Origin of the sequence: Actinoplanes sp. NPDC049599, from assembly GCF_044465625.1 — a bacterium.
In the GTDB taxonomy this organism is placed as follows: domain Bacteria; phylum Actinomycetota; class Actinomycetes; order Mycobacteriales; family Micromonosporaceae; genus Actinoplanes.
Genome location: NZ_JBITLX010000006.1, coordinates 102,329 through 125,041, shown reverse-complemented (window position 1 = coordinate 125,041; position 22,713 = coordinate 102,329). Strand labels below are relative to the sequence as shown.

Below are 22,713 nucleotides of genomic sequence, written 5' to 3'. Positions count from 1 at the left end.
GCGCGCGGCGGGCCACCCGTTCCCGGGTGACCCGCCGTGCCGTTCGCCGGGCGGGTCAGGCCACCGGAGTGGTGAAGCCGTAGACGTACGCGCCGTTGTTGTCCTGGTTGGTCAGGTGGACGAGCTTGCCGTTTCCGCCGCCCCGGTTGCCCTCGACCGAGCCGTACGTGCCGTCGGTGTTGTCCGCGTACCAGGACGTGATGATCCCGACGTGGTCGATGTCGCCGTCGAGGTCCCAGTCGTACATCACCGCGTCGCCCCGGCGCGGGATGTAGGAGCCCGCGCGGTGCCAGGTGCCCATCGCCGTGCCGTAGGTCTTGAAGCTGGCCGCCAGGCCGTTCAGGTGCTCGGTGTTCGCGCCGCCCCAGTGGAAGGCGAACTTCGCGAAGTCGGCGCACCAGTTGCGGCCCACCCAGTCGATCGAGGTCCAGACCTGCGCCGAGTTGTGCATCACGTATCCCGACGTCGCGTGGTCACAGGCGCTCGCCGAGGTGTTGTAGCCGCCGGCGGTGCTCCGCCAGTCGTTGGTGCTGTCGAACCAGAAACCGGTGTAGTAGTTGCACAGCCCGGACCGGGCCACCCGCCGGGCGACCACGCTCGCACTGTCCGAGGTGACGCCCTGCTCGTACGCGAGCTTGCCGACCGCGGCGCCCATGCCGGTGTCGACCACCGCGCTGGCCGGGTTCGTGAAGACGGCACCGGAGGTGACCGTCATCGCCAGGCTCAGGCCGAGCGCGACGAGCACCCGCCGGGCCCGCGAGCCGGGGAGGTTTCTGGATGTCATGCGTCGCTCCTACTTGCAGGTGATGCTGCCGGAGTACGCGATCGCGCCCCAGCTGCCGTTGTTCTCCTTGACGCGGATCGCCGCCCGGACGCCCTTGCCCTTGGTGCAGCCGAACGCCCAGTTCTCGTAGCTGGCGTTGCCGGTGTTGATGGGCACGGTCCGGGCGGAACCCCAGTCGACCGAGCCACCGGCGATCGACGGTCCGACCTGGTAGGTGATCGAGACCCGGCTGCCGTGGTTGTTCTGGAAGTGATAGGTCACGTCCATGGCGTCCTGGGCCGAGCCGGTGGCGCACGCCCAGTAGTAGATGCTGACCCGGGCGTTCTTGTGGGCGCCGCAGGACTCAGCGGCCGCGGCGGGGCCGGCGACGCCGAGCACTCCGGCCGACGCGAGTAGCGCTCCTGCCACGATGCCGCGGGAAACGGTGCCGATCATGTCACCTCATTGGGGTAGGGGTGCCGGAAGCATGTCCGCCACCCCTTGGCAGAAGGTTGCCAAAACCTTGCCCACCGCCGCGCCCACGTCGCACCGGGAGTGCGACGGCCGCCGGTGAGCTCGGCGACGCTGGTCCTACCGTCGGAGGAGCACGAGTCGGAGGAGCACGATGACCAGCCTGTCGAGCATCCTCAAGGAGAGCTGGGCCCTGGTCGAGGAGCGTCAGGACCGGGTCGCCTCGCACTTCTACGCCCGGATGTTCCTGTCGGATCCGCAGCTGCGCGACCTGTTCCCGGTCCAGATGGACGTCCAGCGCGGCCGGCTGCTCGGCGCCATCGTCTCGGCCATCCAGACCTTCGACAGCCCCGAGGAGAGCGACAGCTATCTGCGCGCCCTCGGCCGGGACCACCGCAAGTTCCACGTCACGCCGGAGCACTACACCCAGGTCAAGGCCGCGCTGCTGGACGCGATCCGGACCTACGCCGGCGAGCACTGGAACGCGCTGTACGAGCAGGCCTGGAACGACGTCTACGACCACATCGCCGCGAAGATGATCGCCGGCGCCGCCGCGGACACGAACCCGCCGTACTGGCACGCCGAGGTCGTCAACCACGAGCGGCGCGGCGCCGACATCGCGGTGTTCACCTGCCGGCCGCTGCAGCCGCTGACGTTCCGCGCCGGCCAGTACGTCAGCATCGAGTGCGGCTACCAGCCCCGGTTGTGGCGCACGTACTCCATCGCCAACGCTCCCCGCGCGGACGGCACCCTGGAGTTCCACGTCCGCGCCGCCGGCGGTGGCTGGGTGTCCAGCGCGCTGGTGCGCCGGCTCCGGGTGGGTGACATGCTGCGCATCGCCGCCCCGATGGGCTCGATGACGCTGGACCCGCAGTCGCGCCGCGACATCGTCTTCGTCACCGGCGGCACCGGCCTCGCCCCGATCAAGGCGCTGCTGGACGAGCTCACCCGCTACAACCGCACCCGGTGGATCCACCTGTTCCGCGGCGAGCGGCAACGCGACGACTTCTACGACCGCCACCACCTCGACGAGATCGCCGAGAAGTTCCCGTGGCTCACCATCGTCCGCTCGGTCAGCGACGAGCAGGGCTACGGCGGCCAGTGCGGCGCCATCCCGGACGTGGTCTCCCGGCACGGGCCGTGGCGCGACCACGACTTCTACGTCGCCGGGTCCGCGAGCATGGTCAACGCCACCCTGCGCCGGCTCACCGAGATGCAGATCCCGTCCACCCGGATCAAGTACGACGCCTTCACCGACGCCTGAGCAGCCCGGCTCAGCCGATCGCCACCGGACCGGAGTGCGGGTCGTCGGGGGTATGGCAGCAGGGCAGGCGCACGACGATCCGGGTGCCGGGTTGGTGCTCCGGGTCCAGGGCCACGGTGCCGCCGAGGGCGTGCACCAGCGTCTGGACCAGGACCAGGCCCAGCCCGGTGCCGGCCACTGTGGAGTGCCGGGCGTTGCTGGCCCGGAAGAAGCGGGTGAACAGCGCGGGCCGTTCGGCGACCGGCACGCCGATGCCGCGGTCGGCGACCACGATCTCGACGACGCCCTCCTCGGGGATCCGCACGCCCAGGTCCACCTCGGCGCGGTCCGCGCTGTACTTGATCGCGTTGGAGATCAGCTCGTCGAAGATCTGGCGGAGCCGCAGCGGATCGGCGTCGACCATCACCCTGGCCGGCAGCTCGGTGCGGACCGGGACGGCGGCCCGGCTCCGGGCGGCGGCGACGGCCGCGGTGGCGACCTCGCACAGGTCGACGGGGCGCCGGTCGACGGGCAGATGACCCGACTCCAGGCCGGCCAGCTCCAGCAGGTCCCCGATGATCAGTTGCATGGTCTCGGCGTTGCGGTTGATGGCGGTGACCATCTGGCGTACGTCGTCGGTGAGCGGCTCCTCGGCCAGCAGGGTGCCGTAGCTGACGATCGAGGTCAGCGGCGTGCGCATCTCGTGGCCGACCAGGCCGAGGAAGTCGTCCTTGGCCCGGTCCAGCTGGAGCCCGAGCTCGACGGTGCTGAGCCGGTCCAGGAAGTGCCCGAGCTGCCCGGTGACGCCGGTCAGCAGCCCCAGCACCGGCGCCAGGTCCGGTGCGCCGTCGGCGGACAGGCAGACCAGGACGCCGCGCACCGCATCGGCGGTGTGCACCGGTACGGCGAGCAACCCGCGCACCGGAACCTCGCCGTACCCCGTCGAGGTGCCGAGCTGCCACACGGGCTCGCCGCCCTGCCAGGCCCGGGTGACCGGGTTGTGGTCGTCGTCGCCGATCGGCCGGCGGAACCGGTCGGCGGCCGGCGCGCCGGCGGCGTTCCAGGTCGCGGTCGGACGCAGCAGGTCGGCCACGTCGTCGTGCAGCCACAGCGTCACCTGGATCCAGCCCAGGGTCTCCCCCACCCGCTGGACCACGTCGGGTGCGGCCTGGTCGATGGTGGTGCAGGCGTTGAGCCGGCGTGCCACGGCGAGCTCGCAGTCGCGGAACTGCTCGGCGCGGCGCCGTTCGGTGACGTCCAGGACGGTGGAGACCGCACCCAGCTGGCCGCCGTCGGCGCCGCGGATCGGCTGGCCGTTGGTGAGCAGCCAGCGGTTCGGCAGCCTGGGGTCGTACAGCACACCCTCGGCGTCGCGGACGGTCTCGCCGCGCAGCGCCCGCGCCACCACCAGCTCGTCGGGGCGCACCGGGGTGCCGTCGACGTGGTGCAGCTGGCGGCAGGCGTCGGCGAAGGCCTGGGCGATGGGGGTGTCGTCCGGCAACCCGTACAGCCGGCGCAGCGTCCGGTTGAACAGCACCAGCCGCCGGTCGTTGTCGAACGCGACCACGCCGACCTGGAGGCTGTCCAGCAGGGCGGTGATGAAGCCCCGCCGCACCTCCGCCTCCGCGGCCGGGCTGATCGGGACGACCGGCCCGCCGCCGGCGACCGTGAGCGCGGCGGCGGTGCTGCCGTCGCGTCCGGGGGCCAGCGCGGCCACGACCGCTTCCCGCGCGTCCTCCTCCACCGGTATCCGGTCGAGCATCTCGGCGATGTGGCCCAGCGCCGCGTGGGCCGCCGGGGTCCAGGACCGCGGCTCGACGTCGAAGACCGTCACCGCGGCGACGAGCTGGTTCGCGGCGTCGCGCAGCGGCACGCCGGCGAACGCGCGGATGCCGTACTCCACTGCGGCCGGGTGGTTCCACAGGTCGTCGTCGGCGAGCATGTCACCGACCGCCACCGGCTCGTCGGCGCTGACCACGTACGCGCACAGCGAGTACTCCAGCGGCACGCTCCGCATCGTGGCGAAGGGCTCGGGCATCCCGTACATGCCGAGGAACTGGTCCTCGTCCCAGCCGACCAGCGTCACGGCCGCCATCGGCGTGCCGAGCAGCTTGGCCGCCATCCGGGCGATCGCGTCCAGCCGCAGCGGCGTCACCGGCAGCACTTTCCGGGCCTGGTCCACCGCCCGCAGCCGGATCTCCGAGCCGAGCGTCTCCAGGTCGAGCGTCAGCATGACCGGCTCCGTTCCGCGTGCCACTCCCGGGCACTGCCAACTCTGGTCTCCCGCATCTTCCCCAGCCCCCATACACCACGCGAGCACCTACGGAACCGCCACGCGCGCGAGGTCTGGGCAACGCGAGAACCGGCCCGATTTTACGGCATTTGGTCCGTTTTGTATATATGCGGGGGACCCGGCGCGTCAGGCCGTGAGTCCGGGTAGCTCGGACGGCTTGGTCACCACGAGCGCGGCCACGTCGCCGAGCCGGCGGTTGGTCTGCCGGGCGTAGGCGCGCATCAGCCCGAAGGCTTCGTCGACGCCGACGCCGCGGACCTGCGCGAGCGCACCCTTGGCCTGCTCGATGATCACGCGGCTGGTCAACGCGCACTGCAGCTGCGCGGTCACGGTGTCGCCGTGCCGGATCATCCGTTCCTGCAGCAGGGCGATGGCGGCGACGTCGCCCAGCGCCTGCACGATCTGCACGTCCGAGGTCTCCAGATCACCGATCGTGGTGCCGAGCACGCCCAGCGCGCCGATCACCTGGTCGCGCAGCCGCAGCGGGAAGGCGTGCACGGAGGCGAACCCGGCGGTGGTCGCCCGGGGTGCGAACCGCGGCCAGCGCGCGCCCGCCGTCCGCAGGTCCGGGTCTCCCGGCGACCAGGCCCGCGACCCGATCGGCCAGCATCTGCATGAACTCGATGAGATCGAACTCGGCGACCAACGTGTCGGCCACCTCGACGAACATCGTGGCGAGGCGTCCGGCGGAAACGGTCGGCATCGTTGACTCCCAGGCGTTGAGGTGGTGGCAGGCCCCGCTCACACCGTCGCCGCGCAGACCACGGCGCCCGTTGCCGGGGAATCACCGCGTACCGTGGCGACCTTTCGGAGATCCGTCAGCCGCAGCACCGCGTCGATCGGCGGCGCGGCCCGGCCCAGGACCACGTCCGCGTCCCGGGGCAGCCGCCCGCGGAGCCGGACGACGAAGTCGGCCAGCTCCGACGTGGCGAACCCGAGACCTTCGAGATCGATCACGACCCGGGCCGGGGCCGACGCGGCCACCCGGGTGATGATCTCGGCCAGCGGCGGCCGGGCGGCGTAGTCGATCTCCCCGACCAGTCGCAGCCGGGCGCGTGGTGGACAGCCCGCACCGGCACATGCCCGGATCGTCAGATCAGCACGGAACACGGTGGACGCCCAGATGGAACGCGAGTACATCGTCTTTTCCTCGACATGGTTCGATCCACGCCGGGGTCCGGGGCAGCAGCCCTTGACGAACCGCACGCCGAGTTTAGGCCGCCGCCCGGCTTTCGCTCACCAGCCACACGGACAACCACAGACGGGTGATAGCCGGGCGTGGCGACCCGGGCTAACGTGAGGCCCGGGTTCTTGATGACCCCTGCTGCTCAAACAGTCGGGTGGCGCACCTTTCTTTGGGCTGCACCGCCGGGAGTAGTTGTGCACGGAGAAATCAAGCCGCCGTACCTCATCGACCGCGTCCCCGCCGGGGCCGGCAGCTCCGTCGTGGTCACCGCCGACGTGAGCGCCGGGATCATCGAGGTCGCGGTCCACGGCCGCTGGAGTCCCGGGCTGCGCATGCAGGCCTGGGCCGCCGTGACGAAGTGCTTCGCCGAGTATCCCGAGACGGTCCTCGTCGACCTGCACGACCTGGCCGACCCGCTGGCCGCCAGCGCCCCCGCCTGGTGGACGATGGGCATGACCGGGGCACGGATGAGCCCGCCCATCGTGGTGGTGGTGTCCCTGCCCCCCGCCACCCCGCTGGCCGCCCGTCTCAACCGGCTGGGCGCCAAGCGCTACCTGCCGGTGTACGCGACGACGCCCGAGGCCCGGGCGGCGGCGATGAACCGGCCACCCCTGACCGAGCGCATCCAGCTGACCCTGTCGCCGCACCCGGGCGCGCCGAAGCTGGCCTGCGAGCTGATCGCCGGCGCCTGTCAGGCCTGGCGCCTGCCCCGGCTGCTGCACCCCGCCGGTCTGATCATCGCGGAGCTGGTCGGCAACGCGGTCAAGCACGCCAACACCGAGATCGTGGTGACCGTCTCGCGCCGCGGCACGGGCATCCACCTGACCGTCACCGACGGCGACCCGCGGCTGCCCGTGCCGACGGACCCGCCGGACCACCGCCGGGGGCTGCGCCGCGTCCACGACACCGCCACCATCTGGGGCGCCCTGCCCACGGAGACCGGCAAGGTCGTCTGGGCCCTGGTCCGCCCGGGGCAAGGCACCTCGGTTCGGGACTCCCCCGGCGATAGCTGATCATTGAGCGGTGCCCAGCCCTGCCGACACACCCGCCGAGCCCGGCCTGACCACCCCACCGCTGTTCGCCGCTCTCGCGCCGGCCCGCAACGTCCTGATCGCCGGCGCGGGCGGCGGGTTCGACGTGTACGCCGGCCTGCCGCTGGCCCTGGCGCTGTGGCGCGGCGGCGTCCAGGTGCACCTGGCCAACCTGTCCTTCTCCGAGCTGGTGCTGCTGGACCAGCAGAGCTGGGTGGCGGAGAACGTCGCGGCGGTGACCCCCGACTCGACCAGCACGGACTGGTACTTCCCCGAGCGCACGCTCGCCCGGTGGCTGGCGGCGCAGGACCTGCCGTCCACCGTGTACGCCTTCCCGCCGCTCGGTGTCGAGCGGCTGCGGGCCGCGTACCGGCACCTGCTGGACCGCCTGGACATCGACGCGGTGGTGCTGGTCGACGGCGGCACCGACATCCTGCTGCGCGGCGACGAGAGCAACCTCGGCACGCCGGTCGAGGACATCACCAGCCTCGCCGCCGTGGCCGGGCTGGACGTGGCGGTCAAGCTGGTGACCTGCCTCGGCTTCGGCATCGACGCCCACGACGGCGTCAACCACGTGCAGGTGCTGGAGAACCTGGCCGCGCTCGACCGCGAGGGCGGCTACCTCGGCGCGCTGTCCATACCCGGCGCCAGCCGTGAGGCGCGGCTGTACCGCGACGCCGTCGCCGCCGCGGCAGCGGCCACACCGGAGCGGCCGAGCATCGTGCACGGCCAGATCGCCGCCGCCACCAGCGGCGCGTTCGGCGACGTCCAGTTCACCCGGCGCACCAGCGGCAGCACGCTGTTCGTCAACCCGCTGATGGCGATGTACTTCACCGTCGACCTCGACAAGCTCGCCGCCCGCTGCCTGTACCTCGACCGGATCGAGAACACCTGGGGCCGGCGGCAGGTGATCGGCCGCATCGCCGCGTTCCGCGATGAGATCTCCACCCGCATCCCGCAGGCCTATCCGCACTGAGCCCCGGCGGCTCAGGCGAGGCCGGCGAGGAAGAGCACGCCGGCGGCGACCAGGCCGGCTTCGACCAGGATGACGAAGAGGCGGTCGCCGACCCGGCCGACGATCTTCTTGCCCACCCAGGCGCCGGCCAGCGCCGCCGGGGTCAGGGCGGCGCCGTAGAGCAGCACGCGCCTGCTGAGCAGATCACCGGCGCCGTAGGCCGCGACCTTGGTCAGGTGCATGGTGAGCGCGGCAGCCGCCTCGGTGCCGATGTAGGCGGCGCGCGTCAGGCCGTACGCGAGGAAGAAGGGAGCGGTCAGCGGGCCGACCGAGCCCAGCAGCGCGGACCCGAAGCCCGAGGCCGCGCCGACGCCGGCGAAGGCCCGGTCGCGGGGCCGGCCGACCCGGGGGCGCAGCCGGCGCCACACCACCACCCCGATCAGGAACCCGCCGAGGACGCGTTTGAGCGGGCTCAGCGGGGCGTGCGCCACCAGCAGTCCACCGGCGACAGCCAGCGGGACGGCGCCGGCCGCGAACCAGCCCACCAGCGGCCAGCGCACTTCGCCGCGGTTGAGCCACGTCCGGCTGCCGTTGCTCGCCAGCTGGGTGAGGGTCAGCATCGGCACGGCGAAGCGCAGCCCGAACAGCGCGGTGAACACCGGCAGCAGCAGCACCCCACCGCCGAAGCCGGCGACCGCGGACACCACCGCCAGCAGGAACGTGGCCGCCGCCGCGAGCAGCAGCTGGCCCGTCGTCCCCACCGCCACGCTCGCCGGTCAGCCGTTGGGCCGGCGGTCGATGGCTTGCAGCGCCCACTTGTTGCCGTCCGGGTCCTGGAAGTGGACGAAGGTGCCCCACGGCTGCTCGTCGACCTCGCCGGCCTCGACGCCGGCGGTCAGCAGCTGCTCCCGGGCGGCCTTGGCGTCCGCGACCACCACCTGGATCTCCTGGGTGCCGGGCGCCATGGCGGTGATGCCGTCACCGACCATGATGGAGCACGCCGAGCCGGGCGGGGTGAGCTGCACGAACCGCGGGCCGCCCGGCACCCGGTGGTCATGGTCGGCGGTGAAGCCGAGCTGCTGGTAGAACGCCTTGGCCCGGTCGACGTCCGTCACCGGCACCGGTACGAGTTCGATCTTCCACGAAGCTGTCATGCCCCATCCTCCCCACCATTGCGGTCAGTTCCCGACCGTTGTGCCGGGCGATCAGCGGCTCAGCGGCGGCCGCACCCGGAAGGACCCGTCGGCCAGGAACGCCGCGCCGCCGTCGGACTGGTCGACCCACAGCTCGTCGCCGCGGTGCCGCAGGAACCAGCCAGGGTAGTTCGACGACTCCAGCGCCACCGACCCGGCCGCCACCCCGGTACGCGCACAGAACGTCGCGTCGCCACGGAACAGCGCGGTGCCCTCGTTGGGGCTCAGCCGCAGCCGCCACGAGGAGTGGCGCAGGAACCGGCCGTCGGCATAGCGGAACGAGTAGCAGCGGCTGTCGGCCAGCCCTTCGACCGCGGTGAACGTCGCCCGGCCCCGGGTGGCGGCATCGGCTCCCGCGGCGGCCGGGACCAGCACGCCGAGGCCGTTCGCGCTCGCGACGTACCGGCCGGCCGCGTTCTGCGACTCCAGCGACAGCGGGCCGAGGGCGACCGCGCCGGTGCCGGTCCCGGTCCCGGTGCCGGTCCCGGTGGCCCGCGGCGTCGCCGATGCCGGCGCGGCCGGCGCGGGCGCGGCGGCGCTCGGGGTGGTGGGACGCGCGCCCGGCACGGCGGTGGTGCGGGTCGGTGCCGCGATCACTCGCGCCGGGGGCGGCGGCGGGGTCGCCAGCTGTACGGTCGTGACGCCGGCGCCGGCCACCAGCGCCCCGGTCGCTACCGTGGACAGCACCGGGTGCAGCGCCGCGGCCTGGACGAGCTGGCCGAGCAGCCCCGCCTTGGCCCCCGCGCCGGCCGTGGACGCGGCGCCCGTTCCGGCGGAGCCCAGCAGGGCGGCCGGCACCGCGGCGCCGGCTGCCGCGCCGTCGAGCGTGAGCTTGCCCAGCAGCGCCAATCCCAGCCCCATCGGCACCGGCAGCAGCGCGAAGGTCGGGAACAGCCGCTCTGCGGCCACCAGGTCGCCGGAAGCCCGGCCGCAGTGCGGGCACGACCGGACGTGCCGGGTCAGGCGCTTGCGCCACAGCGGGCTCGGCGTGCCGTCCCAGGACCCGGCCACCGCCGCCAGCCCGGGGCACCGGGGCCGCTGGTCCAGGGCCGCCACCAGCGCCCGGCTCGCCTCGAGCTGGGTACGCATCCGTTGCAGGCGGACCCCCGCATGGGCGGTGCTCAGCCCAGCCGCGGCGGCGAGGTCGGCCCGGGACAGATGCTCGGCGACCTCCAGCCACCACAGCGACAGCAGCGCCCGGTCGTCGGGGTCGAGCCAGCGGCTCGCCCGGTCCACCTGCCGGCGCTGGCGGGACAGGTCGACCCGCAGCGCGGTGAGATCCTCGGTCGGGCCCCCGACGTCGGGCAGGCCGGCGGCCTCCTCGATCTCCGTGGTCCGCCCGGCGGCGCGGTCCCGGCGGCGCAGGTGCGTGCCGACCTGCCGGACCGCGATGGCCGCGAGCCAGGGGCGGAAGGTGGCCGGCGTGCGCAGCCTCGGCAGCTTGCGCAGCGCCCGGAGCATCACGTCCTGCACGACGTCGTCGACGTCCGGGTGCGCGCCGAGCCCGCGACGCACGATCGAGTAGACCAGCGGCAGGTAGGACTCGGCGAGTTCCTCCAGGGCGCGGCGGTTGCCGGCCTGCGCCGCGGCGACAACGGCGGCGTCATTCGTCCGTGTGGTTCGCATCTCCCCGTCACTGTCGTCGAGGTTCTGCGCATAGTAAGCCGAATCCCTTTCGGAAAGTCCAGCCCGGCGAGACCCGCACCCATTTTCAAAGAGTTACTGAAAAAGCGTTATGACGACGGGAGTGTCGGAGTCGCACTTTCCCGGACCGGGGTGACGGAACCACGCCCTTGAATACCCCGAAACATTCTGGATATATTACGGATCCTCGATGGGAGCGCTCCCATCAATAGTGAATGTCAGCGCTCAGAAACGGAAGTTTCCCCATGGAAAGAACCGGAGGAACCAGGGCCGCGGCGCTCGCGGTCGCAGCCGGGCTGCTCTTGACGGTGGCGGCGGTGACCCTGCCCGCCCAGGCAGCCGCATCCGGTTGCGCGGTGAACTACGCCGTGTCGTCACAGTGGCAGGGCGGCTTCGGCGCCGCCGTCACCGTCACCAACCTCGGCGACCCGGTCACCGGCTGGACGCTGACCTGGTCGTACACCGCGGGTCAGCAGATCACCCAGGCCTGGAACGCGACCGTCACGCAGAACGGCGCCCAGGTCACCGCCCGCAACGTCAGCTACAACGGCTCGGTCGCCACCAACGGCACCGTGTCGTTCGGCTTCAACGGCTCCTCGGGCGCCACCAACCCGGCGCCGACCGGTTTCGCGCTCAACGGTGTCGCCTGCACCGGCGGCACGACGCCGACCACCGGCCCGACGACACCGCCCACCAGCCCGCCCACCAGCCCGCCGACCGGCAGCCTGCCGAGCAGCTTCCGGTGGAGCTCGAGCGACATCCTGATGCAGCCCAAGCCGGACGGCAGCCACCCCGAGGTGGCCATCAAGGACCCGTCCGTCGTCTACTACGGCGGCAGATACCACGTGTTCGCCACCCAGGCGACCGGCACCGGCTGGGGACTGGAGTACCGCTCGTTCACGGACTGGTCCCAGGCCGCCGCGGCGACCCCGTACTTCCTCGACCGGACCCCGATCGGCGGCGGTTACCGCGCCGCGCCGATGGTCTTCTACTTCGCGCCGCAGCGGCTCTGGTATCTGATCTTCCAGAACGGCAACGCCGCGTATTCCACCAATCCCGACATCGCCAACCCGGCCGGGTGGAGCGCACCGCGGAACTTCTTCTCCGCCGTGCCGCCGATCGTCGAGGCGAACAAGGGCAACGGCTCCTGGCTCGATTTCACCATGGCCTGCGACGCGGCGAACTGTTACCTGTACTCCGCCGACGACAACGGCCACATCTACCGCTCACAGACCAGCATGGCGAACTTCCCGAACGGCATGGGCAACACCGTGATCATGCTGTCGGACGCCAATCCGTACGCGCTGTTCGAGGCCCCGCAGGTCTACAAGATCGCCGGGCGGAGCCAGTACCTGCTCATCGTCGAGGCCATCGGCGGCAGCGGCCGCTACTTCCGGTCCTGGACCGCCACCAGCCTCAACGGATCCTGGACCCCGCTGGCCGCCTCGGAGAGCAACTCCTTCGCCGGCAACAGCAACGTCACCTTCCCCAGCTCGGCGAAGTGGAGCCAGGGCGTCAGCCACGGCGAGCTCATCCGCACCGGCTACGACCAGAACCTCGAACTCAGCCCCTGCAACCTGCGGTTCCTCTACCAGGGCCTGGCCCCCGGCGCCGGCGGTGACTACGGCCGGCTGCCGTACAAGCTCGGCCTGCTCACCCAGACCAACTCCACCTGCTGACCCGCCGGCACAGAAAGGCACACCCCTCATGATTCCCCGATCCCTCCCTCGGCAGCGCCGCACGCTGCTGCTCTCGGCCGCGGCCGCCGGTGTTGTGCTCGCCGCCAGCGTCGCCGTTGTCGGCACCGCCGAGGCCGCCAGCGCCCTGGGCGCCTCCGCGGCGCAGACCGGCCGCTACTTCGGTGCGGCGATCGCGGCCGGCAAGCTCGGCGACGCGACCTACACCAGGATCCTGACCACCGAGTTCAACTCCGTGACCCCCGAGAACGAGATGAAGTGGGACGCCACCGAGCCCTCCCAGGGCCGGTTCACCTACACCAACGGCGACCGCATCCTCAACCAGGGCAGCTCCATGGGCGCCAAGGTCCGCGGCCACGCCCTGCTCTGGCACGCCCAGCAACCCGGCTGGGCCCAGGCGCTGTCCGGCACCGCCCTGCGCAACGCCGCCATCAACCACGTCACCCAGGTCGCCACCCACTACAAAGGCAAGATCTACGCCTGGGACGTGGTCAACGAGGCCTTCGCCGACGGCGGCTCCGGCGGCCGGCGTGACTCCAACCTGCAACGCACCGGCAACGACTGGATCGAGGCCGCGTTCCGCGCCGCCCGCGCCGCCGACCCGGCCGCGAAACTCTGCTACAACGACTACAACACCGACGGCATCAACGCGAAATCAACCGGCATCTACAACATGGTCCGCGACTTCAAGTCCCGCGGGGTGCCGATCGACTGCGTCGGCCTGCAATCACACCTGGGCACCACCATCGACTCCACCTACCAGGCCAACATCCAGCGCTTCGCCGACCTCGGCGTCGATGTCCAGATCACCGAGCTCGACATCGAACAGGGCGGCAACCAGGCGAACATCTACAGCACCGTCACCAAGGCCTGCATGGCCGTGTCCCGCTGCACCGGCATCACCGTCTGGGGCATCCGCGACACCGACTCCTGGCGCACCGGCGCCAACCCCCTGCTGTTCGACGGCTCCGGCAACAAGAAAGCCGCCTACACCTCGGTGCTCAACGCCCTCAACGCCGGCGGCACCACCAACCCGCCCACCACACCGCCGGTGACCCCGCCGGCCAGCTCGTCGACCCCGCCGCCGACCGGCTCCGGCTGCACCGCCGCCGTCTCGCTGAACAGCTGGACCGGCGGCTACGTCGCCACGGTGAAGGTCACGGCCGGATCGTCCGCGGTCAACGGCTGGACCGTCAGCGTGACACTGCCGTCCGGCAGCGCCATCACCGGCGCCTGGAGTGCGACCAACACCGGCACCACCGGCGCGGTCAGCTTCCGCAACGTCGGCTACAACGGCCAGATCGCCGCCGGGGCCAGCACCGAGTTCGGCTTCCAGGGCACCGGGACCGGCCCCACCGCCACCACCGGCTGCCGCGTCGGCTGAGCTGACGCCCGTACCGGAACCGCCGGCCCGGATGATCCGGGCCGGCGGTTCACCGTGGGGTTCACCGACCTGCGCCCGCGCCGGCCGGGTCTTTGGTCCGGGACGGACGAGCACCTTGCTCGATGCGCGGCGCGGTGATCGGGGCGAGCCTGGCGGTATGAGCGATCACGGCAGGACCGCGGCCACTCCCGACGACGCCAGGGCGCTGGCACAGCTGACGCGGTCGGTGCGGGCACGGTGCCCCGGCGTTCCCGACGAGGCGATCACCGAACGGGCGCACCACGTCTACCAGCGATACGCCCGGGCGAAGGTCAGGGAGTTCGTGCCGCTGCTGGTGGAGCGGGAACTGGTCGCCGAGTTCCGGGCCGCGCGAATCCCCCGGATCGCGCCGTAAGAACCGCTCTCATGACGCCGATCATCGACAAAGACGGGCCGCATCCGCGGCCACCGCCAGCAGCGCAAATCCCAATGGCGGGGGCGCCATCAGCGGCAGCGGGGCCCTCTGTGTCAGCGTACGAGCCGGTTGTGGAGAACCAGGAGGGCCGCGACTGCGTTCGCCGACCTGATTTCGCCAGCCGTCACCATGTCGGGAATCCGAGCAAGCGGAATCCACTCGCGTTTCTCTGATTCGAAGTAGTCCTCGGGCTCGCCCACCCACTGGGCGCCTCGCGACCAGTAAACATGGTGTTGCGCATCGGAAAGTCCGTTGGTCGGCTCCACGGTAATGAGGTGTTCCAGCTGGTTGGGGCGCCAACCGGTCTCCTCAACCATCTCACGGGCGGCAGCCTGTGCAACCGTCTCGTCGGCTTCAACGACGCCAGCTGGCAGCTCCCAACCCCAGGTGTCGGTGATGAACCGGTGCCGCCACAGCAGCAAGACTTCGTTGTGCGGGTTCACGGCGGCACACAGCGCGACAGGCCGCTGACGTATGAGGAAGTGGTCGAGATGCTTGCCGTTGGGCAGCTCCACGTCGGCAAGGTTCACCGTCAACCATCTGTTCTCGTAGACGGTGTGCTCTGTAAGGTTCTTCCACCGCATGTGCTGTTCAACCACCTGGATCTGCCGGTTCGGTCGTGGACAGGCTACAGCGGGATGGACAACATCTGGTCGATCCGGACTGCCGCTTCAATCGCGACCGCGTTGCCGGTGCGCAACAGACGATTCCGTAGGTTCTCAAATCGGTCACGAAGACGATGCGATTCCATGCCGGTGGCGAGGTCGACCATACGCATGGCCGTCGTCGCCGCCTGTTCGGCCTCTCCCCGATTGAGATCTACAGTTGTCAGTGTCGCCATCCGATGGATTCTGCCGCGGGCGTGGGCAGGCGTCCGCACGGCCTCCGCCGCATACTCCCTGGCCGGCGCGAGTTCACCCAGGCTGTTGAGGGCTTCCGCAAGTTGCGCTTGAACAAGGCCTGGCTGCATGTAGCCAGTTTCTGGTGGTTCATTTTCGCGACGAATGTCACTCGCAGCTTGTTCGGCCAGCACGATGCACCGGCGAGCGTCCGAGGTTGCCGCCATCCCGGCGTAGGCGTTGGCCCGCATTACGAACAGATCGGCCCTCAGCGCAGGAGAAATATGCGGTCCGGCCGTTCGCAGACCCGCTTCAGCGAACGCTATTGCTTGGCGGTGATGGTCTAGGAATATGGCCTGATTCACCAACAGCGCAATGACGTAACCACCAAAGCCGTGATCCCCGGATGCCTTCGCCATTCGGAGTGCCTGGTGAAAATACCTCTGCGCCAAGCCTTGCGCGTCGGAGTCGTAGGCGCAGATGCCTGCCACCGCCGCGAGTCCACCAGTGGCGCGGAAGAGGCTGCGGCCTACCTGGTCGCTGTATGAGCCGCGGAATAGCGGGGTGGTGTGCTCGTTGAGAAAGCCAACCACACGGGCCCAGGTGGCAACTCCGCCCACCTGACGGTACATCGCCTCGTACCGGGTTCGCTCAGGCCACGGCCGACAGCCGACGACGGTGGAACAGCCGGTGCACCGGCACCGCCACGCCGAGGAGCCATCCGGCTCGCACCGGCAGACAGAAAAGGCGCGGATCCCGGGTAGGCGTGCCATGACGTCGGCCGTCGACGGCACGTTCGGCAACGGCGGCAAGGCGACCGGCACCTTCACCCCGAAGCGGTTCGCCGCCCGGAACGGCGCGATCGTCGCCATCGGCACGCTGCACAGCGTGCTGACCGACGCGGCGGCCTGAACGCGCCGCTCGCGCAGATCGTCCTGCTGCTGAACGCCATCCTGGCGCTGCTGAGCGTGTGACCCCTACCGGCCGGCCGGTCCCTCGCTCGGGCGAGGGGCCGGCCGCCAGGGGTCAGGGCAGGATCTCGACGTACCCGTCGGTGCCGTGCACCCGGATGCGCTGCCCGTCCCGGATCAGCCGGGTCGCCTGCTCCACGCCCACCACCGCGGGCAACCCGTACTCCCGGGCGATCACCGCGCCGTGGGTCATCAGGCCGCCCACCTCGGTCACCAGGCCGGCGATTGCCACGAACAGCGGCGACCAGCTCGGATCGGTGAACGCCGTGACCAGGATGTCGCCCGCCGCCAGGTCGGCCCCCGCCAGGTCCAGGATCACCCGGGCCCGCCCCTCGACGGTCCCGGCGGAGACCGGCAGCCCGACCAGCGCGCCGGCCGGCACGTCGTCGCGCCGGTACGCCCCGTTGACAGCCTCGCCGTCCGAGGTGAGCACCCGGGGCGGGGTGAGCGCCTGGTACGACCTGAACTCGTCCTTGCGCCGCCGGATGAGCCGCTCGTCCGCCCGGTGCGTGCGCACGACCTCGTGGAGCTCCGGGAAGGTGAGGTAGAAGATGTCCTCCCGTTCGGCGAGCACACCGGCCCGCACCAGGCGCTCGGCCTCAGCCAGCATGGCCTGCTTGTAGACGAAGTAGCGGCTGACGATGTTGTACTTCGGGTACTCCCGGTACCCGATGAAGGTGCGGACCCGGTTGATCATCCGCTTGGCCTCGTCGGCCTTCGGCTGCCCGTCCGGCAGCGCACGCAGGCGGGACAGCACCTCCTGTTCCTTGCTCAGCGCCCGCTGCCGCCCCTGCTCGAAGCGCTGCGCGGCGGCGCCCGGCGCGAAGTTGCGGACGTTGTCGAGGATCACGGGTACGAGCGTGGTGGGGCGCTCACGCCAGCGGGGCCTCGTGATGTCGATCTCGCCGACGCAGCGCATGCCGTACCGGTCGAGGTAGGTCTCGATCGCCTCGCGCGCCTCGGCCCCGCCCGGGAGCTTCGGCAGGTCGTCCAGGAAGGTCTCGTCCTGGACGCCGCGCAGGAACGCCACCACCTCCGGATGCGGACGGATCACGTCGGCGACGTCGAGCAGCGCCAGCCCCATCTCCGACGTCACGTTGCCGGGGGCGGAGAGCGTGAGCGTGTCGGCCGCGTTCTTCTCGCCCAGCCACTCCCCCAGCTTGTCGTTGAGCCACCAGGTGGCCTCCATCCCCGCCATGATCACCGGCAGGTTCGCCGGGTCCCGCAGGACTCGCTTGTGCTCCTCGAAGGCCGCCAGCAGGAAGTCGAACAGCGCCGGTCCGGTCCGGGTCCGGATGTCGCGCTCCAGGGCGGCGAGGGACGCCCGGCTGCGCTCGATCAGCCCGGCGACGATGGCCGGATCGGTCTCGATCGGCGCGGGCGGCCCACCCGCCGGCGGACCGGCCGGGCCCGGGTCCGGCAGCGACGGGACAAAATCGCCGCGGTCGAGCACGGTCTGCAGCGCGTCCCTGAACAGCGGATCGCCGCGGCCCACCATCTCCAGGAAGCCGGCCCGGCTCGCGGGCGCGGCCAGAGCCCGGATCGCGTCGACGAACAGCCTGCCGCCGGCCGGGTGCATCGGCGCCATGGCCGTCAGCTGCCAGACGGAGATCCCCAGCGGCTTCATGGCGTCGGTCATCATCTGCTGATGGCCGACCGAGAGGTAAACGTGGTTCTCCCGGTCGCCGCTCTCCGGGACCGGGAACAGCGTGGTGATCGGCCGGCTCTGCACGATCTGGAAGCCGTCCTCGTCCAGGCACCACTCGATGTCCTGCGGCCGGCCGAAGTGCGCCTCGATCCGCCGCCCGAGCTCCACGAGCCGCAGCACCTCCGGATCCGTGAGGGCCGGCTGCCCCTGCCGCCGCGGTTCGACCGCCGCTTCCCGCGTGCCGCCGTCCGGGCGGGCCTGCACGGCCCGCCGCTTGACGGCGATCGTCCTGCCGACGATCTCGCCGTGCCGCACCCGGAAGACGTCCGGGTTCACCAGCCCGGAGACCAGGGCCTCGCCGAGGCCGAACCCCGCGTCCACTGTGGCCACCGTCCGGTTGCCCGTGACCGGGTCGGCGGTGAACAGCACGCCGGCCGCCCGCGGCAGGACCATCCGCTGCACCACGACGGCCATCCGCACCGTACGGTGATCGATGCCGTTACGCCGCCGGTAGATCACCGCCCGCTCGGTGAACAGCGAGGCCCAGCACCGGCTGACGTGCTCGATGATCGCCGCCGGCCCCACCACGTTCAGATAGCTGTCCTGCTGGCCGGCGAAGGAAGCCGTCGGCAGATCCTCGGCCGTCGCGCTGGACCGCACGGCGCAGGCACTGCCCGCGCCGAGCATCGCGACCGCCCGGGTGATCGAGGCCGCGAGATCGTCCGGCACGGCGACCCCCTCCACGGTACGGCGAACCGCCGCGCTGAGCGTGCGGATCCCCTCCCGGTCGTCCAACCCCTGACGAGCCAGCTGATCAAGCTGATCGTCGAGCGACGGCACCGCCGCCAGCACCCGCCGGAAGGCATCGGTCGTCACACAGAAGCCGGCCGGCACCCGCACGCCGTCGATCCGCATGAGCGCACCCAGCTGCGCACCCTTACCACCGACGAGCGCACCCTGCGTCCCATCGACCTGCCGAAGATCCACCACCTCCCGGCCGCTCACCGCGTCATCCCCGAGCCGGCCCTGATCCGGCGCTCTGCCCGCACGTCGTGCCCCCATATCCGCAGGTTATGGCCTCGGCCGACGATTCTGCGCCACCCACCGGGTCTTGCCGCAAGCCCCCCGGTGCGTTATACGTTAAGAGTGGCAGGGAGCTGACTCCTTGCCCTTCTTTGTCGGCGCCTTTTCGCTCTGTCGGCGGCGAGCTACCCGGTGGGCTTCGTGCGGGTGGCGTGCAGGGATGCCAGGAGTTGCAGCCGGTCCGCGTCGGTGGTTCCCGGTTCGGCCGTGAAGACCAGCAGCACCGGGCCCGGGTTGCCCGGCAGCGGGTACGTGTCCCAGTCCAGGACGATGTCGCCGACCTCGGGGATGCGGAAGGTCTTGGTGCCGCTGACCGATTCGCGGACGTCGTGGCGGGCCCACAGCCGGCGGAACTCGGCGCTGCGGATGGTCAGTTCGCCGACGATCGCGGTGGCGCGGGGGTGGGTGGGGTCGGTGGCAACCGCGGCGCGCATCATGCCGATGTAGTCCAGGGCCTGCCGCTCCCAGTCGGGGCAGCTGCGTTCGCCGGTCAGGGTGTCGTCGAACATCAGCAGGAGCATGTTGAGCCGGTCGGGCGGGTGGGCGCCCGGGTCGCCGAGCAGCGCCTCCGCCATCGGGTTCCAGTCGAGCAGGTCGAGGTGGCGGCCCAGGACGACCGCCGGGGTGTCCATCACCCGCAGCAGCCGCCGGGTGCTGTCCGGCGTCCGTTCCGGGTCGCGGTGCACCCGGGCGGGCATCGGCCGGCGGGCGGCGTGGGCCAGCGTGAACAGGTGGCGGCGTTCCTCGTCGTCGAGGCCGAGGGCGCCGGCGAGCGCGTCCAGGACGTCGTCGGACGGGCGCACCTCGCGGCCCTGCTCCATGCGCTGGTAGTAGTCGGTGCTCAGCCCGGCCAGCAGGGCCAGCTCCTCGCGGCGCAGCCCGGTGACCTTGCGGCGGCCACCCGGTTCCAGGCCCACGTCGTGCGGACGCAGCCGGTTGCGCCGGGCGCGCAGGAAATCGCCGAGCTCACGGGCGTACGGATGAGGGCTGCTCATGGCGCAAGTGTGCCGCGGCCCGGACCACCCCGGGTAGGTCTGCCGGACCTAGGCAACCGGGAACGACCGAGCCGGCCCGGATCGCGCCTAGCGTCAGCGGTCCACGCACCGACACCTCAGGAGCAGCAGATGACCGGATGGACCGCCGACCGCATCCCCGACCAGCGTGGCCGGGTGGCCGTCGTGACCGGCGCGAACTCGGGCCTCGGCCTGGTCACCGCCACCGAGCTGGCCCGCCACGGCGCCCACGTCGTGCTCGCCGTCCGCAACCCCGCCGCGGGCGCGGAGGCCGCCCACCGGATCGGCGGCGACGTCGAGGTGCGCGAGCTCGACCTGGCCTCGCTCGGCTCCGTGCGGGCCTTCGCGGCGAAGCTGGCCGCCGACCACCCGGCGCTCGACCTGCTGGTCAACAACGCCGGGGTGGTGCTGCTCGGCCCGCGCCGCACCTCCGCCGACGGTCACGAGCTGCAGCTCGCCACGAACCTGCTGGGCCACTTCGCGCTGACCGGGCTGCTGCTCGGCGCCCTCGCCGCGGCGCCCGCGGCCCGGGTGGTCAGCCTCAGCTCGATCACCCACAAGAACGCGCACCTGGACTTCGACGACCTGATGTTCGAACGTGACTACCGGGCGCCCGCCGCGTACGGCCGGTCCAAACTCGCCACCACGGTCTTCGGCGTCGAGCTGGACCGCCGCCTGCGCGCCGCCGGGTCGCCGGTCGTCAGCACGCTGGCCCACCCCGGCCTCACCCGCACCAACCTGACCCCGCGGGCCTGGGAGCACCGGGGCCGGGCCGGGCGGCTGATCGCCCGGCTGGGCCTGCTGGCCACCCAGCCGGTGGAGCAGGGCACGCTGCCGCAGTTGCGCGCCGCGACCGACCCCGGGGTGCGGGGCGGCCAGTTCTTCGGCCCGGCCGGGCTCTGGGAGACCCGGGGCCCGGTGACCGAGGCCCGGCTGAGCCGGGAGGCCACCGACCCGGCGGTGGGGCGGCGGCTGTGGTCGGCGGCCCAGGAACTGACCGGCGTCAGCTACCTCTGAGGCGTGGCCACCGCGTGGACCTGGAGGTAGTGCCTGATGCCCAGGCGCTGCCACACCCGGCGGCGGCTGCGGCGCACCAGCGGCAGCGCGTACCCGGCGTCGACCACCCGTGGGTCGTCGAGTGTGTACCGCCGGCCGTGGACCTCGATCGACGCCCGGCCGGCCGCGCGGATGTTGCGCAGCCAGTCCACGTCGTCGCCGTACGGCAGCGGGATCACGAAGCCGCCGCCGACCGGCTCCGCGACCACCGGTGTCGTGTACGGGCGGCCGGAGCGGCGCCCGACGTGGTGCAGGGCGGCGGCGTACCAGTACCGGCGCCCGGCCACCAGCAGCATCACCGGGTTGAGAAACCTCTTGTTGAAGCGCCGCACCGCGTCCCGGCGTTGCGGGACTTCTCGCCCCGGCTCGATGAAGTCCCGCACCGCCGTCATCACCGCGGCGGTCTGTTCGTCGTGCGGGTTGTGTCCCGCGTGCTCGATGATCTCGAGCCGGGCGCCGGGGATGCCGCTCGCGAGCTGGGCCTGGTGCTCGGGCGGGAACACGAAGTCGTCGCGCCCGGCCATGACCAGGGTCGGCACCGTGATCTCCTTGAGCCGGTCCATCACGGTCCAGTCCTTGGTGAGCCGCCGGAAGCCGAAGATGTGCGCCTGCGGGCGGGCCTTGAACCGGCGCTCCGCGAACGCCGTGCGCAGGGCCGCGAACCCGTTCGTGTGCGGGTCGTAGGCGCTGCCGAGCCGGATCAGGGTCGGGAAGAACTCCCACGGTGCGGTGCGCCCGCTGAACCAGCGCCGGGCCAGCTCGACCTTGCCGGCCGGGAACCCGCGCCGGGCCAGCAGCCGCGGCGCGTTCTCCCGCTCCCACCAACTGTCGCCGCCGGTGTCGAGCAGGATGAGGTGGGAGACGCTGTCCGGGTAGCGCAGCGCGTACTCCAGCGCCACCTTGCCCCCGAACGAGTGGCCGAGCACCGCCCACCGGGAGAACCCGAGCCGGGTCCGCAGCGCTTCGGCGTCGGCCGTCAGGTTGTCCCAGGTCATCGAGGTCACCGGAACGTCCGCCGACCGGCCGTTGCAGCGATGGTCGTAGAAGACCACGGTGAAGCTGTCGGACAACTGGCGGAACGGCAGCAGGGTCCAGTGATCCGCCCCGGGGCCGCCGTGCATCAGCAGGAGCGGATAACCGTCCCCGACGACCTCGACGAACAGCTCAACGTCCCGTACCGCGATTGTTGTCATCTCGGTGCCTCCTCTGCTGACCCGGGACGGCGTCCGGCGCGGGAACGGTGATCACCGCCGCCGGTCACGGGTGGCGGGAACCAGCACCAGGACCCCGGCCAGGATGATGACCAGCGGCCAGATCAGGGTCGCGTCGAACCACGGCACCAGCAGGCGCAGCAACAGCACGCCGCCGAGCGCGATCAGCAGCAGACCGAGGTACCAGGACAGCGGATCCGTCGCGGACCGGGGCGGCGCCGGCTCCGGCTCGCCGGTGCCGTCCGGGATCACGATCCAGGCGATCACGTACGCCAGCACGCCGGCCCCGCTCGCCAGCACGAGTGCGATCGCGGCGATCCGCAGCAGCACCGGGTCGACGTCGAAGTACCGGCCCAGCCCGCCGCAGACGCCACCGAGCACGCGGTCGCCGCGGCTGCGGCGCAGCCGTCGCACCGGGTGGTCCGGCGACGCCGGGTCCGTGGGCGGGTTCTGACCGGTGATGGATGGCGTTGACATGACAGACACCTCCCACCGTCAACGCTGCCCATCCACGGCGCGGCGGGCCAGGGTCCGAAGCCCTGGCCGTTGCGGGCCACCGGCCCGGTGTCACCGCGCAG

General features: G+C 71.7%; 22 protein-coding genes. 8 read left to right on the top strand and 14 right to left on the bottom strand.

The annotated features are described in order from the left end of the window. Nucleotides 1-55: 55 nt before the first annotated feature. Together ACIBQZ_RS13380 and ACIBQZ_RS13375 are read right to left on the bottom strand one after the other, a co-directional pair. Nucleotides 56-784: a CHAP domain-containing protein gene (locus ACIBQZ_RS13380; protein WP_396088855.1), complete on the bottom strand. Its 729-nt coding sequence runs from the start codon at nucleotides 782-784 to the stop codon at nucleotides 56-58. 9 nt (nucleotides 785-793) lie between these two features. Further along, nucleotides 794-1,219 carry a hypothetical protein gene (locus ACIBQZ_RS13375; RefSeq protein ID WP_396088854.1) on the bottom strand — a complete coding sequence of 142 codons (426 nt, stop codon included), beginning with the start codon at nucleotides 1,217-1,219 and terminating at the stop codon, nucleotides 794-796. Between the two features lie 169 nt (nucleotides 1,220-1,388). Between ACIBQZ_RS13375 and ACIBQZ_RS13370 the strand changes: the two genes are divergently transcribed. Next, entirely contained in the window at nucleotides 1,389-2,498 is a 1,110-nt protein-coding gene (locus tag ACIBQZ_RS13370) for a globin domain-containing protein (RefSeq protein ID WP_396088853.1), read from the top strand. Nucleotides 2,499-2,508: 10 nt separating this feature from the next. Here the strand turns inward: ACIBQZ_RS13370 and ACIBQZ_RS13365 are convergent, their stop codons facing one another. The 3 genes from ACIBQZ_RS13365 to ACIBQZ_RS13355 all read right to left on the bottom strand — a co-directional run bounded on the left by ACIBQZ_RS13365 (nucleotide 2,509) and on the right by ACIBQZ_RS13355 (nucleotide 5,910). Next, complete coding sequence (locus ACIBQZ_RS13365) at nucleotides 2,509-4,710, bottom strand: ATP-binding protein (protein WP_396088852.1); 2,202 nt, start codon at nucleotides 4,708-4,710, stop codon at nucleotides 2,509-2,511. A gap of 186 nt (nucleotides 4,711-4,896) precedes the next feature. Then, nucleotides 4,897-5,268, bottom strand: coding sequence for an ANTAR domain-containing protein (locus tag ACIBQZ_RS13360; RefSeq protein ID WP_396088851.1), 372 nt, complete (start codon nucleotides 5,266-5,268; stop codon nucleotides 4,897-4,899). Nucleotides 5,269-5,511: 243 nt separating this feature from the next. Continuing rightward, complete coding sequence (locus tag ACIBQZ_RS13355) at nucleotides 5,512-5,910, bottom strand: STAS domain-containing protein (RefSeq protein WP_396088850.1); 399 nt, start codon at nucleotides 5,908-5,910, stop codon at nucleotides 5,512-5,514. Between the two features lie 240 nt (nucleotides 5,911-6,150). Between ACIBQZ_RS13355 and ACIBQZ_RS13350 the strand changes: the two genes are divergently transcribed. Both ACIBQZ_RS13350 and ACIBQZ_RS13345 read left to right on the top strand, forming a co-directional pair. Next, the gene (locus ACIBQZ_RS13350; protein WP_396088849.1) at nucleotides 6,151-6,969 is read left to right on the top strand and encodes an ATP-binding protein; all 819 of its coding nucleotides are present in this window, start codon (nucleotides 6,151-6,153) and stop codon (nucleotides 6,967-6,969) included. 10 nt (nucleotides 6,970-6,979) lie between these two features. Next, the gene (locus tag ACIBQZ_RS13345; protein ID WP_396088848.1) at nucleotides 6,980-7,963 is read left to right on the top strand and encodes a DUF1152 domain-containing protein; all 984 of its coding nucleotides are present in this window, start codon (nucleotides 6,980-6,982) and stop codon (nucleotides 7,961-7,963) included. 11 nt (nucleotides 7,964-7,974) lie between these two features. Here ACIBQZ_RS13345 and ACIBQZ_RS13340 read toward each other — a convergent pair whose 3' ends face one another. From ACIBQZ_RS13340 to ACIBQZ_RS13330, 3 genes are read right to left on the bottom strand one after another with little or no spacing between them, the layout of a single operon-like run. Beyond that, the gene (locus ACIBQZ_RS13340; RefSeq protein ID WP_396088847.1) at nucleotides 7,975-8,703 is read right to left on the bottom strand and encodes a sulfite exporter TauE/SafE family protein; all 729 of its coding nucleotides are present in this window, start codon (nucleotides 8,701-8,703) and stop codon (nucleotides 7,975-7,977) included. A 15-nt stretch (nucleotides 8,704-8,718) separates the two neighbouring features. Beyond that, the gene (locus tag ACIBQZ_RS13335; protein WP_396088846.1) at nucleotides 8,719-9,096 is read right to left on the bottom strand and encodes a VOC family protein; all 378 of its coding nucleotides are present in this window, start codon (nucleotides 9,094-9,096) and stop codon (nucleotides 8,719-8,721) included. 51 nt (nucleotides 9,097-9,147) lie between these two features. Continuing rightward, a complete protein-coding gene (locus ACIBQZ_RS13330; protein WP_396088845.1) occupies nucleotides 9,148-10,761 on the bottom strand; it encodes a sigma-70 family RNA polymerase sigma factor in 1,614 nt (537 codons plus the stop codon). 263 nt (nucleotides 10,762-11,024) lie between these two features. On the opposite strand from ACIBQZ_RS13330, the gene ACIBQZ_RS13325 reads away from it, so the two are divergent. The 3 genes from ACIBQZ_RS13325 to ACIBQZ_RS13315 all read left to right on the top strand — a co-directional run bounded on the left by ACIBQZ_RS13325 (nucleotide 11,025) and on the right by ACIBQZ_RS13315 (nucleotide 14,254). After that, entirely contained in the window at nucleotides 11,025-12,458 is a 1,434-nt protein-coding gene (locus ACIBQZ_RS13325) for a non-reducing end alpha-L-arabinofuranosidase family hydrolase (protein WP_396088844.1), read from the top strand. A 28-nt stretch (nucleotides 12,459-12,486) separates the two neighbouring features. Next, nucleotides 12,487-13,860 carry an endo-1,4-beta-xylanase gene (locus tag ACIBQZ_RS13320; protein ID WP_396088843.1) on the top strand — a complete coding sequence of 458 codons (1,374 nt, stop codon included), beginning with the start codon at nucleotides 12,487-12,489 and terminating at the stop codon, nucleotides 13,858-13,860. Nucleotides 13,861-14,017: 157 nt separating this feature from the next. Beyond that, nucleotides 14,018-14,254 carry a three-helix bundle dimerization domain-containing protein gene (locus ACIBQZ_RS13315; RefSeq protein ID WP_396088842.1) on the top strand — a complete coding sequence of 79 codons (237 nt, stop codon included), beginning with the start codon at nucleotides 14,018-14,020 and terminating at the stop codon, nucleotides 14,252-14,254. Nucleotides 14,255-14,367: 113 nt separating this feature from the next. Here the strand turns inward: ACIBQZ_RS13315 and ACIBQZ_RS13310 are convergent, their stop codons facing one another. Together ACIBQZ_RS13310 and ACIBQZ_RS13305 are read right to left on the bottom strand one after the other, a co-directional pair. Continuing rightward, nucleotides 14,368-14,913: an NUDIX hydrolase gene (locus tag ACIBQZ_RS13310; RefSeq protein WP_396088841.1), complete on the bottom strand. Its 546-nt coding sequence runs from the start codon at nucleotides 14,911-14,913 to the stop codon at nucleotides 14,368-14,370. 29 nt (nucleotides 14,914-14,942) lie between these two features. Further along, a complete protein-coding gene (locus tag ACIBQZ_RS13305; protein WP_396089140.1) occupies nucleotides 14,943-15,785 on the bottom strand; it encodes a hypothetical protein in 843 nt (280 codons plus the stop codon). 139 nt (nucleotides 15,786-15,924) lie between these two features. Between ACIBQZ_RS13305 and ACIBQZ_RS13300 the strand changes: the two genes are divergently transcribed. Beyond that, nucleotides 15,925-16,065 carry a hypothetical protein gene (locus ACIBQZ_RS13300; protein WP_396088840.1) on the top strand — a complete coding sequence of 47 codons (141 nt, stop codon included), beginning with the start codon at nucleotides 15,925-15,927 and terminating at the stop codon, nucleotides 16,063-16,065. A gap of 114 nt (nucleotides 16,066-16,179) precedes the next feature. On the opposite strand, the gene rph is transcribed toward ACIBQZ_RS13300, so the two are convergent. Together rph and ACIBQZ_RS13290 are read right to left on the bottom strand one after the other, a co-directional pair. Continuing rightward, nucleotides 16,180-18,777, bottom strand: a complete 2,598-nt coding sequence (rph, locus tag ACIBQZ_RS13295) for a rifamycin-inactivating phosphotransferase (protein WP_396088839.1) — start codon at nucleotides 18,775-18,777, stop codon at nucleotides 16,180-16,182. Between the two features lie 203 nt (nucleotides 18,778-18,980). Continuing rightward, nucleotides 18,981-19,850, bottom strand: a complete 870-nt coding sequence (locus tag ACIBQZ_RS13290) for a helix-turn-helix transcriptional regulator (RefSeq protein WP_396088838.1) — start codon at nucleotides 19,848-19,850, stop codon at nucleotides 18,981-18,983. A 129-nt stretch (nucleotides 19,851-19,979) separates the two neighbouring features. Between ACIBQZ_RS13290 and ACIBQZ_RS13285 the strand changes: the two genes are divergently transcribed. Next, nucleotides 19,980-20,885: an oxidoreductase gene (locus ACIBQZ_RS13285; protein WP_396088837.1), complete on the top strand. Its 906-nt coding sequence runs from the start codon at nucleotides 19,980-19,982 to the stop codon at nucleotides 20,883-20,885. On the opposite strand, the gene ACIBQZ_RS13280 is transcribed toward ACIBQZ_RS13285, so the two are convergent. Both ACIBQZ_RS13280 and ACIBQZ_RS13275 read right to left on the bottom strand, forming a co-directional pair. Further along, complete coding sequence (locus ACIBQZ_RS13280) at nucleotides 20,876-22,117, bottom strand: alpha/beta fold hydrolase (RefSeq protein ID WP_396088836.1); 1,242 nt, start codon at nucleotides 22,115-22,117, stop codon at nucleotides 20,876-20,878. The genes ACIBQZ_RS13285 and ACIBQZ_RS13280 overlap by 10 nt on opposite strands. Before the next feature lie 51 nt (nucleotides 22,118-22,168). Continuing rightward, on the bottom strand, nucleotides 22,169-22,612 hold the full coding sequence (locus tag ACIBQZ_RS13275) for a PspC domain-containing protein (RefSeq protein ID WP_396088835.1): 444 nt from the start codon (nucleotides 22,610-22,612) through the stop codon (nucleotides 22,169-22,171). Nucleotides 22,613-22,713 lie beyond the last annotated feature (101 nt).

What these genes read in the sequence shown, in the direction of transcription:
- ACIBQZ_RS13320 (WP_396088843.1), top strand. Translation starts at nt 12,487, where the DNA reads ATGATTCCCCGATCCCTCCCTCGGCAGCGCCGCACGCTGCTGCTCTCG.
- ACIBQZ_RS13305 (WP_396089140.1), bottom strand. Translation starts at nt 15,785, where the DNA reads ATGTACCGTCAGGTGGGCGGAGTTGCCACCTGGGCCCGTGTGGTTGGC.
- ACIBQZ_RS13330 (WP_396088845.1), bottom strand. Translation starts at nt 10,761, where the DNA reads ATGCGAACCACACGGACGAATGACGCCGCCGTTGTCGCCGCGGCGCAG.
- ACIBQZ_RS13335 (WP_396088846.1), bottom strand. Translation starts at nt 9,096, where the DNA reads ATGACAGCTTCGTGGAAGATCGAACTCGTACCGGTGCCGGTGACGGAC.
- ACIBQZ_RS13290 (WP_396088838.1), bottom strand. Translation starts at nt 19,850, where the DNA reads ATGAGCAGCCCTCATCCGTACGCCCGTGAGCTCGGCGATTTCCTGCGC.
- ACIBQZ_RS13315 (WP_396088842.1), top strand. Translation starts at nt 14,018, where the DNA reads ATGAGCGATCACGGCAGGACCGCGGCCACTCCCGACGACGCCAGGGCG.
- ACIBQZ_RS13285 (WP_396088837.1), top strand. Translation starts at nt 19,980, where the DNA reads ATGACCGGATGGACCGCCGACCGCATCCCCGACCAGCGTGGCCGGGTG.
- ACIBQZ_RS13300 (WP_396088840.1), top strand. Translation starts at nt 15,925, where the DNA reads ATGACGTCGGCCGTCGACGGCACGTTCGGCAACGGCGGCAAGGCGACC.
- ACIBQZ_RS13375 (WP_396088854.1), bottom strand. Translation starts at nt 1,219, where the DNA reads ATGATCGGCACCGTTTCCCGCGGCATCGTGGCAGGAGCGCTACTCGCG.
- ACIBQZ_RS13365 (WP_396088852.1), bottom strand. Translation starts at nt 4,710, where the DNA reads ATGCTGACGCTCGACCTGGAGACGCTCGGCTCGGAGATCCGGCTGCGG.
- ACIBQZ_RS13275 (WP_396088835.1), bottom strand. Translation starts at nt 22,612, where the DNA reads ATGTCAACGCCATCCATCACCGGTCAGAACCCGCCCACGGACCCGGCG.
- ACIBQZ_RS13325 (WP_396088844.1), top strand. Translation starts at nt 11,025, where the DNA reads ATGGAAAGAACCGGAGGAACCAGGGCCGCGGCGCTCGCGGTCGCAGCC.
- ACIBQZ_RS13370 (WP_396088853.1), top strand. Translation starts at nt 1,389, where the DNA reads ATGACCAGCCTGTCGAGCATCCTCAAGGAGAGCTGGGCCCTGGTCGAG.
- ACIBQZ_RS13355 (WP_396088850.1), bottom strand. Translation starts at nt 5,910, where the DNA reads ATGTACTCGCGTTCCATCTGGGCGTCCACCGTGTTCCGTGCTGATCTG.
- ACIBQZ_RS13280 (WP_396088836.1), bottom strand. Translation starts at nt 22,117, where the DNA reads ATGACAACAATCGCGGTACGGGACGTTGAGCTGTTCGTCGAGGTCGTC.
- ACIBQZ_RS13380 (WP_396088855.1), bottom strand. Translation starts at nt 784, where the DNA reads ATGACATCCAGAAACCTCCCCGGCTCGCGGGCCCGGCGGGTGCTCGTC.